General features: G+C 71.0%; 13 protein-coding genes, 1 tRNA gene and 1 other RNA gene. 10 read left to right on the top strand and 5 right to left on the bottom strand.

Annotated elements, in window-relative coordinates; genetic code table 11:
* Window positions 1–140: 140 nt before the first annotated feature.
* Window positions 141–380, top strand: coding sequence for a flavin reductase (locus KBX63_RS15660; RefSeq protein WP_210911980.1), 240 nt, complete (start codon window positions 141–143; stop codon window positions 378–380).
* 8 nt (window positions 381–388) lie between these two features.
* Here KBX63_RS15660 and KBX63_RS15665 read toward each other — a convergent pair whose 3' ends face one another.
* From KBX63_RS15665 to KBX63_RS15675, 3 genes are all read right to left on the bottom strand, one after another.
* On the bottom strand, window positions 389–1,225 hold the full coding sequence (locus tag KBX63_RS15665) for a class I SAM-dependent methyltransferase (protein WP_210911981.1): 837 nt from the start codon (window positions 1,223–1,225) through the stop codon (window positions 389–391).
* A 92-nt stretch (window positions 1,226–1,317) separates the two neighbouring features.
* On the bottom strand, window positions 1,318–1,911 hold the full coding sequence (locus KBX63_RS15670) for a hypothetical protein (protein ID WP_210911982.1): 594 nt from the start codon (window positions 1,909–1,911) through the stop codon (window positions 1,318–1,320).
* Between the two features lie 175 nt (window positions 1,912–2,086).
* A tRNA-Ser gene (locus KBX63_RS15675) sits at window positions 2,087–2,171 on the bottom strand.
* Between the two features lie 82 nt (window positions 2,172–2,253).
* Here KBX63_RS15675 and ffs point away from each other — a divergent pair.
* From ffs to KBX63_RS15720, 9 genes are all read left to right on the top strand, one after another.
* An RNA gene (ffs, locus tag KBX63_RS15680) (signal recognition particle sRNA small type) lies at window positions 2,254–2,343 on the top strand.
* 194 nt (window positions 2,344–2,537) lie between these two features.
* On the top strand, window positions 2,538–5,285 hold the full coding sequence (locus tag KBX63_RS15685; protein ID WP_210911983.1) for a DNA polymerase III subunit gamma and tau: 2,748 nt from the start codon (window positions 2,538–2,540) through the stop codon (window positions 5,283–5,285).
* 366 nt (window positions 5,286–5,651) lie between these two features.
* Complete coding sequence (locus KBX63_RS15690; protein ID WP_231931157.1) at window positions 5,652–5,960, top strand: YbaB/EbfC family nucleoid-associated protein; 309 nt, start codon at window positions 5,652–5,654, stop codon at window positions 5,958–5,960.
* Window positions 5,961–5,968: 8 nt separating this feature from the next.
* Window positions 5,969–6,562 carry a recombination mediator RecR gene (gene recR / locus KBX63_RS15695; RefSeq protein ID WP_074315222.1) on the top strand — a complete coding sequence of 198 codons (594 nt, stop codon included), beginning with the start codon at window positions 5,969–5,971 and terminating at the stop codon, window positions 6,560–6,562.
* 313 nt (window positions 6,563–6,875) lie between these two features.
* The gene (locus KBX63_RS15700) at window positions 6,876–8,537 is read left to right on the top strand and encodes an ABC transporter substrate-binding protein (RefSeq protein WP_210911984.1); all 1,662 of its coding nucleotides are present in this window, start codon (window positions 6,876–6,878) and stop codon (window positions 8,535–8,537) included.
* 82 nt (window positions 8,538–8,619) lie between these two features.
* Window positions 8,620–9,624: an ABC transporter permease gene (locus KBX63_RS15705; protein ID WP_210911985.1), complete on the top strand. Its 1,005-nt coding sequence runs from the start codon at window positions 8,620–8,622 to the stop codon at window positions 9,622–9,624.
* Window positions 9,621–10,583, top strand: coding sequence for an ABC transporter permease (locus KBX63_RS15710; RefSeq protein WP_210911986.1), 963 nt, complete (start codon window positions 9,621–9,623; stop codon window positions 10,581–10,583). The genes KBX63_RS15705 and KBX63_RS15710 overlap by 4 nt, the downstream gene beginning before the upstream one ends.
* 66 nt (window positions 10,584–10,649) lie before the next feature.
* Window positions 10,650–11,663, top strand: coding sequence for an ABC transporter ATP-binding protein (locus KBX63_RS15715; protein WP_210911987.1), 1,014 nt, complete (start codon window positions 10,650–10,652; stop codon window positions 11,661–11,663).
* On the top strand, window positions 11,660–12,763 hold the full coding sequence (locus tag KBX63_RS15720) for an ABC transporter ATP-binding protein (protein ID WP_210911988.1): 1,104 nt from the start codon (window positions 11,660–11,662) through the stop codon (window positions 12,761–12,763). Before KBX63_RS15715 ends, KBX63_RS15720 begins: the two co-directional genes overlap by 4 nt.
* Window positions 12,764–12,899: 136 nt before the next feature.
* Here KBX63_RS15720 and KBX63_RS15725 read toward each other — a convergent pair whose 3' ends face one another.
* Together KBX63_RS15725 and KBX63_RS15730 are read right to left on the bottom strand one after the other, a co-directional pair.
* Window positions 12,900–13,394, bottom strand: a complete 495-nt coding sequence (locus tag KBX63_RS15725; protein WP_210911989.1) for a hypothetical protein — start codon at window positions 13,392–13,394, stop codon at window positions 12,900–12,902.
* Window positions 13,376–14,032, bottom strand: a complete 657-nt coding sequence (locus KBX63_RS15730; protein ID WP_210911990.1) for an HNH endonuclease family protein — start codon at window positions 14,030–14,032, stop codon at window positions 13,376–13,378. Before KBX63_RS15730 ends, KBX63_RS15725 begins: the two co-directional genes overlap by 19 nt.
* Window positions 14,033–14,048: the final 16 nt, after the last annotated feature.

Consider the following 14,048-nt stretch of genomic DNA (forward strand, 5'->3'; position numbering starts at 1 on the left):
GTCTGGTGACGCGCGCGAGGGTGGTCCGCAGAAGACGGCGCGGTCGGTGGAGGCGAAAGAGCCCGGCGGTCGGCGCCAGTCAGGGGGCCGCCCGGGCGCGGAGGCCGGGTGGCCCCCTTCCACCGCGAAGGAGCCCGCCCATGCCCCGCCGCCACCGGGATCACCTGCCGACCCGTCCCACCTGGCGCTGCGCGGCGTGCGGCATTGCCTGGCCCTGCTCGGCGGCGAAGCTGCGGCTGCTCGCCGAGTACCGGCGCGACCGGGTGGCGTTGATGGTCTACCTGGCGACGCTCCAGGCCGAGGCCGGCGAACAGCTCACCGGGATCGATCCGGCTCGGCTGGCCGAGCGCTTCCTCTCCTGGGCCCGCCCCCGCGGGTGACGGGGTGGTCAGGGGCGCCAGATCGCGGCGGCGATCTCCCGTCTCCGCTCAGCGAAGCGGCCATCTCGCGCCGCCTCGGACAGGAGGTGCCGCAGATCCGCCTCGAAGGCGGGGAGCCGGTCGGCGAACAGGTGTGGTGCTGAGCTGGACAGGGAGAACACCGCCGAGACGATCTCGTCCACAGGGCGCTCCACCAGCGTTCCCCCGTCGACCTCGATCCGGGCGGGGCCGGTGAAGCCGGCCTGCCGCATGATCTCCTCCTGCCCGCCGGGTGTGCCCGTCGGCAGCCACCCCTGACCGGCCCGGCGGACCGGTCCCAGGTAGCTGGCGACCAGGTCGTCGATCTGCCGCCACGGCGGCCGGGGGTACGGCAGCGTCTCGTCGTCGGCCACGCCCTGATGCGTGTTGGCGGAAACGTGGATCCACGCCCCGCCCGGCGCGAGCATGTCGCGGACGCGATGGACCACGAGAGGCCGATCCATCCAGTGGAACGACTGGGCGAACGTGGCCACCCGGAACGTGCCCAAACCTGCGGGCAGGGCCTCGGCGCGTAGGTGCCGCCACTCGATGGTGGTGGCTCCGACCTCGCTGGCTCTTCGTCGCGCCTCGGTGAGCATGTCCGGGTCGGCGTCGACACCCACCGCCGCCTCGAACAGGGGCGCGAGCAGGAGCGTCAGCGATCCGGGCCCGCAGCCGACGTCCAGGAGCCGGCCGGTGCCGTCGAGGCCGAGTTCGTCGGCTATGGCCTGGGCGAGCCGGGGCGGGTAGGGCATGCGTCCGATGCGGTAGTGGCTCGCGCTGCCCGCGTACAACGTCTCGTCCCACTGCCACGCCGTGTCCGCCACGACGTCGATGAGACCACAAGATCAACGCCCGACGGACCGATTATGGTCTGCCGGGCGGCGGTCCTGTTCGAGTTGGCGGCGGGACTGAGGCCTCAGGGCGCGGGCATGACACCGAGGGCGGCCAGCAGCATGGGCACGGCCAGCAGGATCACGCCCAACGCCACGGGTGCGCCGAGCGCGCCGAGGACGACGACGCCCTTCCGGAGTCTGAAGCGCCGCGAGTATGAGATCGCCAGGACGCCGAAGCCGGCCCCAACCAACAGGAAGAAGAGCACGTAAGCGACCCCGGCCAGGTCGATCTGGTCGGCGCTGCCAGCCAGGCCCGAGGCCATGCCGATCGCCTGCACCACGCTGCCCAGGGCGTACACGGCGAGCATCGCAAACGCTCCCCACAACAACACGCCCAGAAACACCGTAGGAAGAAATCTCGGGCGGCTGGCGACCGACGACAGTGCCACAGCCGCGCCCACCGCCTTGAGCCCGACGACGAGCCAGTTCATCACGGCGATCCCGGTGGAATATTCGGCATAGGGACCGTCGGCGAAGCGGTCGGTCAGCTCGAAGACGATGTTGACGACCGCGAACCCGATGCAGCACAGCGCCACCAGACGGCCGGTCGCGGTGATGCCGGTGCCGGGTCGCGCAGGGGCCTCGGGACGATCGGTTGCGAAAGCAGAGGCTGCCATTCCGGTAGTCAACAGCAGTCCCGCAGTCAGGTCCTCCCTCCCGAAGGGGAGATCGGCAACATGGATTGGCGCTGAACTGCGAGTCGCGGTGGCGACCGGACCCGGGAGCGACGTAGAGACGACGAAGGGCCGGTCCCCGGTGGGGCGCCGACCCTCGCGTTTGTGATCAAGCGAGCGGAGGATACGAGATTCGAACTCGTGAGGGTGTAAACCCAACACGCTTTCCAAGCGTGCGCCCTAGGCCTCTAGGCGAATCCTCCGCGAGCCAGGATACAGGCCCCCGCCGGCCCGGCCACCCCACCACCCCCTGAAGATCGACGGACGGTCGGGTAGGCTTGGCGTCACCTCCCGTGCGGCGGTATCTCGTGAACCTCCCCAGGGCCGGAAGGCAGCAAGGATAAGCGAGCTCTGCCGGGTGCACGGGAGGCCTTTTTGTCTGTGGGCCGGTTGATCCACTCGACATCCGTGATGTCGTGGCATCCCGGGCCTAGGGACACCGCGACTTTCAGGAAACTGAGTCGATCAAGCGGGGCAACCCACGGCAACCCAGGCGCCGGGCCGGGGTGGTGGGTGGTCACCCGCGCCCGACCGGCGCAGAATGGCTCGGTCGAGAGGAGGCGGGACGAGTGACGCTGGCGCTCTACCGCAAGTACCGGCCGCGTACCTTCGCTGAGGTCATCGGTCAGGAGCACGTGACCGAGCCGCTGTCGCGGGCGCTGCGCAGCGGGCGGCTCAACCACGCCTACCTCTTCTCCGGCCCGCGCGGCTGCGGCAAGACCACCAGCGCCCGGATCCTGGCCCGCTCGCTCAACTGTGAGCAGGGCCCCACCCCCGAGCCGTGCGGCAAATGTGACTCCTGCCGCTCGCTGTCGACCGACGGTGCCGGCTCCATCGATGTGATCGAGATCGACGCGGCCAGCCACGGTGGTGTCGACGACGCCCGCGAGCTGCGCGAGCGTGCCTTTTTCGCGCCGGCCAACAGCCGCTTCAAGATCTACATCATCGACGAGGCGCACATGGTCTCGACCCAGGGCTTCAACGCCCTGCTCAAGCTGGTCGAGGAGCCTCCGGAGTACGTCAAGTTCATCTTCGCCACCACCGAGCCGGAGAAGGTCCTCGGCACCATCCGGTCGCGGACCCACCACTACCCGTTCCGGCTGTTTCCGCCGAAGGTGGTCCGCCCCTATCTGGAGCAGCTCTGCGAGGCGGAGGGGGTCACCGTCGAGCCGGCGGTCTTTCCGCTTGTGGTGCGCGCCGGTGGCGGCAGCATGCGGGACAGCCTCTCCGTGCTCGACCAGCTCATCGCCGGCGCAGGTCCGGAGGGGGTCAGCTACGCCCGGGCCGTCGCGCTGCTCGGGGTCACCGACTCCGCGCTGATCGACGAGATGTGCGACGCGGTGGCCGCCGGTGACGGCGCGGCCGCGTACGCCACCGTCGACCGGGTCGCCGAGGCCGGCCACGACCTGCGCCGGTTCGCCTCGGACCTGCTGGAGCGGCTACGCGACCTCATCGTGATCCAGCAGGTGCCGGACGCCGCCGCGAAGGGCCTCATCGACGGCCCGGCGGACCAGATCGAGCGGATGGCCGCCCAGGCCGCGCAACTCGGTCCGGGCACCCTCTCCCGCTGTGCCGACATCGTGCACGACGGCCTGGTGGAGATGCGCGGCACCACCGCGCCCCGCCTGCTGCTGGAGCTGATCTGCGCCCGGATGCTGCTGCCCGGCGCGGACGACTCCACCGGTGGCCTGCTCCAGCGTCTGGAGCGGATGGAACGCCGGCTCACCCTGAGCGGCGCCGACGCGCCGTCGGCCACCGCCGGCTCGGCGCCAGCCACCCACCCGGGGGTACGCCCACAGCCGGCCCCTCCGGTCCCGGCTGCCGCCGCCCCGGCACCCGCCGCCGCCCCGACCTCCGCGCCCCCGTGGGCTGTCGACCCGGCGGCATCCCCGAACACTCCGTCCTCGGCCGCTCCGGCCCCGAGCACTTCCGCCTCGGCCGCTGGCACGCCCATCCCGGCGTCTCCCGGTGCGTCGGCGACCGCCGCCGGGCCGGCAACCGCCGACCGGTCCGCACCCGTCTCGCCGGCCGGGCCCGGCTCGCCCGGTGGGTCGCCGGCCCCCCGCCGTGCGGTGCCACCGTCGGCGGTGCTGCCCGACCCGGCGACGCCGGAGCCGCCCCGACCCGGTGCGCCGGCCGCTGCGCTGGACGCGGTCGCGGTCCGCCGGGTCTGGCCGGACGTGGTCGGCAAGGTCAACCGGACCAACAAGCGGATCGCGGCCCTGATGCGCGACGCGGTGGTGCGCGACCTCGACGGCGACACGCTGGTGCTGACGGTCAAGTCCACCGTGCTGGCCAAGATGATGGCCGACCACGCGGCGGTGCTCACCGACGCGCTCTACGAGGAGCTGGGCGGGCGCTGGCAGATCCGCTGCGACGTTGCCGGCGAGCGGGGCGGCGCGTCGCTGTCCGGCCCGCCGCGCTCGCAGGCCGCCGCGCCGGCCCGACCAGCTTCGTCGCCCACGCAGGCGGACGCCTCACCCACGCCGACGAACGCGATCGCCGGCGGCGGCGGCCCCACCGGCGGTCCGGAGGCCCGCGCCGGCCTGCCCGGCGGCCCGGCTGGTGCGCCGGGCGGACCCGGTGTCTCCTCCGGCGCGGGTGCCGGCGGGAGCACGTCCAGCGGTCGCGGTACGAGTCGGCAGCCCGGCGGGCAGCCGTCCGGGTCGACCCCGCCGGCCGAAGCCGAGGACGACTGGCCGGAGGCGGCCCGCCCCGGTGGCAGCGCCCCCGCCGCCGAGGCGACGGATGACGAGGACTGGCCGGAGGCTGCCCGGCCGGGCGGCGTCACCGCCGTGGCCGACGCCGCGCCGGCCGGCTCCGGCTCGGCACCCGCCCCGGCCGGCGCGAACGGTACCGACCAGGGCCGCACGGGTGGAAGCGGCACCGGCGCGAATGGCGACGGCCCGGCCACGGCGACCGGCGGCGGCAAGCCGAACGCGCGGGCCAATCCGACTCCGGCGGCCCGCCAGCCGGCCACCGGCGGTGCGCCGGTGAGCAGCGCCATCGCCGCCGCCCGCGCGGCGGCGGCGGGGCGCGGTCCGCGTACCGGAGCGGCGGCCCGGCCCACCGCGGACGCCGAATGGGCCGGCGAACCGCCCTACGACCCGGATTTCGACGGTCCGTTGCGCGGCGCCAAGCCAGGTGGTGCGGCACCGGCGGCCACACCGACCTACGAGGGGTTTGACCCGGGCGACGAGCCGCTGGACGAGGTCATCGACGAGAAGACCGCCCGGGAGTCCAGCGAGGAGCAGGCGGTACGGCTGCTCCGCGAGACGTTCGGGGCCGAGAAGATCGACGAGGTCGACGCCCGCTAGCGGCGGGGGGTGCCCCGGCGAGCAGGACACCGAGGCAGCAGGCCCAGAGCGGGAAGGGCAGGACGGCGACCCGTTCCATGCCGCCCACCCCGATGCCGAAACCCTGCTGGGCGAAGAACAGCACCGACCCGGCCGGTGCGGTTGAGGTTCATGCCCACGAGCAGACCAGGTAGGCGATCTTCGCCGCACTACCCTCAGATGGTCGGTTCGGGGTGGTGGTAGCCGTACCCGGTCGTCGTCCTTCCGCCCCCGGCGTGGGCGGACGCACCGGGCGGGGCGGGGTCGGTCCCAGCGGATAGGCTGGGCGGCGGCCGAGCAGACGAGTGCGAGAAGGAGCCATCCGTGCGCCCAGGTGGACAGCCGAACATGCAGCAGATGCTGAAGCAGGCGCAGAAGATGCAGCAGCAGATCGCCGCCGCCCAGGCCGAGCTGGCCGAGGCCGAGCTGACCGGCACCGCCGGCGGTGGGTTGGTCACCGCGACCGTCTCCGGCTCCGGGGAGCTCAAGGCCATCAAGATCGACCCGAAGGCCGTCGACCCGGACGACGTGGAGACGCTGGAGGACCTGGTCGTCGCGGCCGTGCACAACGCCGCCGAGGCCGCGCGTGAGCTGACCGAGCGCAAGATGGGCCCGGTCACCGGTGGCATGGGCGGCCTCGGCCTGCCCGGTTTCTGAGCCGAGAGATGTACGAAGGTGCCATCCAGGATCTGATCGACGAGCTGGGTCGACTGCCGGGCGTGGGCCCGAAGAGCGCCCAGCGGATCGCGTTCCACGTCCTGTCGGCGGATCCGGCCGACGTCAACCGGCTGGCCGGCGCGCTGCGCAAGGTCAAGGAGCTGGTTCGGTTCTGCACGACCTGCTACAACGTGGCCGAGTCGGAGCAGTGCCGGATCTGCCGCGACCCACGCCGCACGGACGAGGTGCTGTGTGTGGTGGAGGAGCCCAAGGACGTGGTGGCCATCGAGCGGACCGGTGAGTTCCGCGGCCGCTACCACGTGCTCGGCGGCGCGATCAATCCGCTGGAGGGGATCGGTCCCGACAATTTGCGCATCCGGGAGCTGATGACCCGCCTGAGTGGCGGCGCGGTGCGCGAGCTGATCCTGGCTACCGACCCGAACACCGAGGGCGAGGCGACCGCCACCTACCTGGCGCTGATGGTGAAGCCGATGGGGATCGCGGTGACCCGGCTGGCGAGCGGGCTGCCGGTCGGTGGTGACCTGGAGTACGCCGACGAGATCACCCTCGGCCGGGCGTTCGAGGGGCGCCGGGCGGTCTGAGCCCGTCCACGTACGGCCGGTGGTCGGCACCCTGTCCGGGTGCCGGCCATCGCTTGTCACTGCCCGGAAATGATCTGACACCTGCTTCCTCCTGCGGCCCGTTCGACGTAACAGTTTGGCATCGCGGGTGCGGATTGCACGGTTTCAAGCCCTGTTGACCTTCGAATCGAATGTCAAGCGACGATTGAGGCACGATCCGATACCAACCGTCCACCCAACGGTTTCCGGCTGGACGCAACGGGAGCTATGGTCACCGCCATCGGTGACCCCTGTCACCACGTTGTCCGTACCCCCAAGGACGAGGTGAAGCACGATGCGTGCACCCAGGCCGAAGGTCGCGATCGCGGCCGTCGCGGTCGCGGCCCTCGCGGTAGCAGGCTGCGCCGAGAGCAACCGCGACGACAGCTCCAGCGGTAGCAAGAAGGACACCCTCGTCTTCGGCGTTGCCGGAGACCCGAAGGTGCTCGACCCGAGCTTCGCCAGCGACGGTGAGTCGCTGCGCGTGGCCCGTCAGGTCTTCGAGACCCTGGTTCGTCCGGAGGAGGGTGGCACCAAGGTCACCCCCGGCCTGGCCGAATCCTGGACCCCGGACGCCGCCGGCACCACCTGGACCTTCAAGCTCCGCTCGGGCGTGAAGTTCCACGATGGCACCGACTTCAACGCCGAGGCCGTCTGCGTCAACTTCAACCGGTGGTACAACGCCAAGGGCCTCATGCAGAGCCCGGACGTGACCGCGTACTGGCAGGACGTCATGGGCGGCTTCGCCACCAACGAGAACGCGGACCTGCCGCCGAGCCTCTTCAAGTCCTGCGCCGCCAAGGACGCGACGACGGTCGACCTGTCGTTCACCCGGGTCTCCAGCAAGATCCCGGCCGCGCTGATGCTCCCCTCGTTCTCCATCCACAGCCCGAAGGCGCTGCAGGAGTTCGACGCCAGCAACGTGGGCGGCACCGCCGAGGACATCAAGTACCCGGCGTACGCGACGGAGCACCCGACCGGCACCGGCCCGTTCAAGTTCAAGACCTGGGACGTCGCCAACAAGACGCTGACCCTGGAGCGCAACGAGGACTACTCGGGCGCCAAGGCCAAGCTGAAGACCCTCATCTTCAAGACGATCTCGGACGAGAACGCTCGCAAGCAGGCGCTGCGCTCCGGCGACATCCAGGGCTACGACCTGGTCGGCCCGGCCGACGTCGAGCCGCTGAAGGGCGAGGGCTTCAACATGCTCACCCGCCCGGCGTTCAACGTGCTCTACCTGGCGATGAACCAGAAGGGCAACCCGAAGCTCGCCGACATCCGTGTCCGGCAGGCGATCGCGTACGCGCTGAACCGTCAGCAGCTGGTCGACTCGAAGCTGCCCCCGGGCGCCAAGGTGGCGGACAACTTCATGCCCGACACCGTCGAGGGCTGGAACGGTGACGTCACCAAGTACACCTACGACCCGGCCAAGGCGAAGTCGCTGCTGGCCGCGGCCGGCGCGTCGAACCTGACGCTGAAGTTCCACTACCCGACCGAGGTCACCCGGCCCTACATGCCGAACCCGAAGGACATCTTCGAGCTGCTCTCGGCGGACCTGAAGGCGGTCGGCATCACGGTCGAGGCGATCCCGCTCAAGTGGAGCCCGGACTACCTCAACGCCACCACGTCCGGCAGCAAGCACGACATCCACTTCCTCGGCTGGACCGGTGACTACGGCGACGCCTACAACTTCATCGGCACCTTCTTCGACCGGCCGAAGGACGAGTGGGGCTTCAACAACAAGGCCCTGTTCGACCAGTTCAAGGACGCGGACACCACCGCCGACGTGGCGGCCCGTACCGAGAAGTACAAGGCCCTGAACAAGTCCGTGATGGACTTCCTGCCCGGTGTGCCGATCTCGCACTCCCCGCCGGCCATCGTGTTCGGCAAGGACGTGACCGGCGTCAAGGCGAGCCCGCTCACCGACGAGCGGTACGCCAGCGCCGAGTTCAAGTAAGTCCTGATCTGACGCAAGGAACGCGGGCGGGCGCTGTCGCACAGCGCCCGCCCGCAACCCTCCGCACCCCTTCGAGGCCGCCGTGTTCCGGTTCATCGTCAGACGCCTGCTTCAGCTGATACCCACGCTGTTCGGGCTCTCCCTCCTGCTCTTCATCTGGCTCCGCCGGCTTCCCGGCGGCCCCGAGACCGCCATCCTCGGTGAGCGCGGCACGCCCGAGATGCGTGCCGCCATCCGTCGCAACATGGGCCTCGACGAGCCCATCCTGGTGCAGTACGGACGGTTCGTCCGGCGGATGATCAAGCTCGACCTGGGCACCTCGACCTCCACCAAGCGGGCGGTCACCACGGAGTTCATCGAGCGCTTCCCCGGCACCGTCGAGCTGACCATCACCGCGATGGTGATCGCGATCGGTATCGGCATCCCGCTGGGCTATCTGGCAGCCCGCCGTCGGGGCCGGTTCCTGGACCACGCCTCCGTGGGCGGCTCGCTGATCGGAATCTGCATCCCGGTCTTCTTCCTGGGCTACGTGCTCAAGGCGATCTTCTCGGAGAACCTGCACTGGTTCCCGTCCAGCGGCCGGCAGGATCCGACGCTCGGGGCGACCCGTGTCACCAACTTCTTCGTCCTCGACGGACTGATGACCCGCGAGTGGGACGCCGCGGCCGATGCCCTCTGGCATCTGGTGCTGCCCGCCATCGCGCTGGCCAGCATCCCGCTGGCGATCATCGTCCGGATCACCCGGGCGAGCGTGCTGGAGGTGCTGAACGAGGACTTCGTCCGGACCGCCGAGGCCAAGGGCCTGACCGAGCAGACGGTCCGTAGCCGGCACGTGCTGCGCAACGCGATGCTGCCGGTTGCCACCTCGATCGGTCTGCTCGCCGGCGGCCTGCTCTCCGGCGCCGTGCTGACCGAGACCGTCTTCGCCTTCAGTGGCATCGGAGCGTTCGTCGCCGAGGCCATCGGCCAGCGCGACTATCCGGTGCTGATGGGCTTCATTCTGATCATCGCGGTGGTGTACGTGCTGGTGAACCTCCTGGTCGACCTCTCCTACAGCTTCATCGACCCGAGGGTGAGGGTGCGATGACCCTCAGTCCGGGCAAGAAGCGCGAGAAGATCGACCGGCTCTCGGAACTGGCCGCCCGTGACGACGAGCGGGGGGTCAGCCTCTGGCAGGAGGCGTTCCGCCGGCTGCGCGGCAACCCGGCGGCGATCGTCGGCGCGATCATCCTGGCGATCTTCGTGCTGGTCGCGGTGGTCGGGCCGTTCCTTGTGCCGTACGCGCCGACCGACACGATCGGCATCCGCGAAGGGCTGATCAAGCCGGGCGTCATCCCCGGCCCCACCGGCGATCACTGGTTCGGCTACGACCACCAGGGCCGCGACGAGTTCAGCCGGATGATCGTGGGTGCCCGGCAGACCCTGCTGGTCGGCGTGGTCTCCACCCTGATCGGTCTGGCGGTCGGCGCGCTGATCGGTGGCGTCTCCGGCGCCGCGGTCGGCCTCGGTGGCAAGTGGGGACGGTGGATCGACACCACCCTGATGCGGTTCGTCGACATGCTGCTGGCGATGCCGAGCCTGCTGCTGGCGGTGAGCATCGCCGCCCTGCTCGGGGCCAGCCTGACCACGGTGATGATCGCGGTCGGCGTGGTCTCGGTGCCGGTCTTCGCCCGGCTGCTGCGCGGCTCGATGATCTCCCAGGCCAACAGCGACTACGTGCTGGCGGCCACCTCGCTCGGCGTGAAGAAGTCGAAGATCGCCCTGACCCACGTGGTGCCGAACTCGCTCGCCCCGGTGATCGTGCAGGCCACCCTGACGCTGGCCACCGCGATCATCGAGGCCGCGGCACTCTCCTTCCTGGGCCTGGGCAACCCCGACACCGCGGTACCGGAGTGGGGCGTGATGCTCGCCGACGCGCAGCAGTACCTCGGCATCCGGCCGTCGCTGGCGATCTACCCGGCGATCGGGATCATCATCACCGCGCTCGGTTTCACCCTGCTCGGTGAGGCGATGCGCGAGGCCCTCGACCCGAAGCTCCGGAAGTAGGCCCGACATGTGTGAAGCGCGAGGAGTGAGCTTGCGAGCCCCGGAGTCGCGAACGGAAGGCCGATAATGTCACTGCTCGAAGTGGACGATCTCTCCGTCACGTTCGCGCGGCGCGGCCAGCGTCCCGTGCACGCGGTCGACGGCGTGTCCTTCTCGGTCGACGCCGGTGAGGTGGTCGGCCTGGTCGGCGAGTCCGGCTGCGGCAAGAGCGTCACGTCACTGGCGATCATGGGTCTGCTGCCGAAGCAGCCCGGTCTGCGGGTCGGCGGCAAGGCCGTCTTCGACGGCACCGACCTGCTCCAGCTCGACGACCGGTCGCGGCGGGACATCCGCGGCCGGGACATCGCCATGATCTTCCAGGACCCGCTCTCCTCGCTGAACCCGGTGATCCCGATCGGGTTGCAGGTGACCGAGGTCCTCACCCGGCACCGGGGGATGAAGGGCGACGCTGCCGCGAAGGAGGCGGCGGCGCTGCTGGACCGGGTCGGCATCCCCGACCCGAAGCGCCGGTTGAAGGAGTACCCGCACCAGCTCTCCGGCGGGATGCGGCAGCGGGCGCTGATCGCGATGGCGGTGGCCTGCCAGCCCCGGCTGCTGATCGCCGACGAGCCGACGACCGCGCTGGACGTCACCATCCAGGCCCAGATCCTGGAACTGCTCAAGGAGCTGGTCCGGGACTCCGGCACCGCACTGCTGATGATCACGCACGATCTCGGTGTGGTGGCCGGCATGGTCGACACGGTCAACGTGCTCTACGGCGGTCGGGTGGTGGAGACGGCCCGCCGTCGTCCGCTGTTCCGCGAGCCGCGCCACCCGTACACCGTGGGTCTGCTCGGTTCGGTGCCACGCCTCGACGCCGGGCGGGGCGAGAAGCTCAACCCGATCCCCGGATCGGTCCGCGACCTGCTGCCCTGGCCGGACGGCTGTGCCTTCGCCCCGCGCTGCGCCCGCCGGATCGACGACTGCGTCGGTCAGCCGCCGGAGCTGGTGCACACCTACGACGGGCGTAGCTACCGGTGCGTCAACCCGGAGCCGGTGCCTGGCACGGTGCCCGCCCCACGCGAGGAGGAACCAGCGTGAGCGACAACGACATCCTCGTCGAGGTACGCGACCTGAAGGTGCACTTCCCGATCAAGCGGGGAGTGCTCTTCGACCGGGTGGTCGGCCACGTGAAGGCCGTCGACGGGGTCGACCTGAGCATCCCGCGCGGCAAGACGTACGGCCTGGTCGGCGAGTCCGGCTGCGGAAAGTCCACGCTGGGCCGGGCGCTGCTCCAGCTCAACCCGCCGACCTCCGGTGAGGTCAGCTTCGACGGCGTCGAACTGACCACGCTGCCGCCGGGCAAGCTGCGCACCATGCGTCGCCGGATGCAGATGATCTTCCAGGACCCGATGTCCAGCCTCGATCCCCGGCAGAACGTCGAGTCCATCCTGACCGAGGGGTTGCAGACCCACGGGATCGGGACCGACCGCACCGACCGTCGCCGGATCATCGGCGAGACGCTGGACGCGGTGGGGCTGCCCCGCTGGGCGCTGTCCCGCTACCCGCACGAGTTCTCCGGAGGGCAGCGCCAGCGCATCGGCATCGCCCGTGCGCTCGTGCTCGGGCCGGAGCTGATCGTCGCCGACGAGCCGGTCTCGGCGCTGGACGTCTCGATCCAGGCCCAGGTGGTCAACCTGCTGGACGAGCTCCAGGACAGCCTGGGGCTGACCTACCTGGTGATCGCGCACGACCTCGCGGTGGTCCGGCACATCTCCGACACGGTCGGCGTGATGTACCTGGGCGCGCTGGTCGAGGAGGCGCCGAGCGACCGGCTCTACACCGAGCCGCTGCACCCGTACACCAGGGCGCTGATGTCCGCGGTGCCGGTGCCGGACCCGGACGTGGAGGACCGGCGGGAGCGGATCCTGCTCGCCGGCGACCTGCCCTCGCCGGCCAACCCGCCGTCCGGCTGCCGCTTCCACACCCGCTGCCCGTGGGCGCAGCCCACCCGCTGCGCCGACGAGCGGCCGGCGCTGCGGGAGATCGGCGCCAGCCGGGTTGCCTGCCACTTCGCCGAGCGGATCGCCAGCGGGGAGTTGCGCCCGCACCAGGTCAGCGTGCAGATCGTCCGCCCCGAGGGCGAGGGCGAGTCGCCGGGCGTGGTCTCCGCCCCGAGTGAGCCCGGCTCGTACGTCTGAAGCCGCGCGGCCAGTGCCCTTGGCGAGCGTGATACCTCTGCGGCATCAACATGCCGGAGAGGTATCACGCTCGACGTGGTTTCAGCGCCGGAGGCGGTCGCGACGCCGAGCCGTGCCGGGGGGCGTTCGAAGTGGGTCAGCCCTCGGGGCGGTGCAGCAGGGCCACCGCGACGCCGTGCACGGCGTCCAGGCCCGCCGGGTCGGGCAGCGGCACCGAACCGCCGGTCACCGCGTACCACTCGTCCGCGTCCTTGTACTGCACCCCCAGCGTGACCTTGCCGTCGGCGTAGCTGGTGCGCAGCGTCAGCTCCCCGGTCACCACACCCACCTCGTCGGTCATCACCCCGCCCGGCCCCGGCACGATGTCCGCCGTGCGGGTGGCGCCGCTGGCCGCGTCGGCGTCCATGCCGGCACCCGGCGACGCGGTGTCGGCCGGGTTGGGACCGTCCGCGCTCATCCCCGCGCCGGGGACCGTACCGGCGGTGCCGGTGCTGCCGTCCACGGTCATGCCCGCGGTCGCCGGCCCGACCGGCGCGCTGCCGGTCGCCGCCGCCGCGTCGTCGCCGCCCGCGTCCGGCGTCTGCTCCGGGGCGGGGGTGGCCCCGGCGCCCGTTACGGCTTGTTCGCCCATGTGCAGCCCTCCAACATGTCCGTCAGGGTGGCCTTCTCGGCACTGGTCACCGTCAGCCGCCAGTGGTGCTTGACCGTCACCCAGCTTTCGGCGTACTGGCACCAGTACGACCGGTTCGCCGGTTTCCACTGGGACGGGTCCTGGTCACCCTTTGCCCGGTTGGAGGACGCGGAAACCGCGATGAGCTGAGGCCGCGTGGTGTCGTTGGCGAAATCGCCGCGCTTCGCGTCGTCCCACTCGTCGGCACCCGAGCGCCACGCGTTGGCCAACGGCACCATGTGGTCGATGTCCACGTCGGAGGGATCGGTGGCGCTGCGGCCGTCGTACACGCTCTCCCAGCGCCCGCCGACCACATTGCAGCCGGAGAGCTTCACGTCCTTGCCGTCGCGCTGGAGGATGGTGTCCCGCACGTCGCAGTTCTTGCCGGTGTTCCGCCAGTGCGGGAAGTGCTCCCGGCTGTAGCCCTTCATCGAGCCGGCGCTGGCGACCGTCAGCTGGCCCAACTGATCGACGGCGTTGCCACCGTCACTCGGTGGCGGCGAGTCCGGCTCACCCGACGGGACGCAACCGGCCACGCCGAGCGCCAGCGCCGCGACGAGCGCGGCCACCGCCGCGCGCGGTCCTGATCTGGTACGCACAGACGACACCTCTCCA

The sequence above is a fragment of the Micromonospora sp. U21 genome (genome assembly GCF_018070045.1).
GTDB lineage: Bacteria > Actinomycetota > Actinomycetes > Mycobacteriales > Micromonosporaceae > Micromonospora.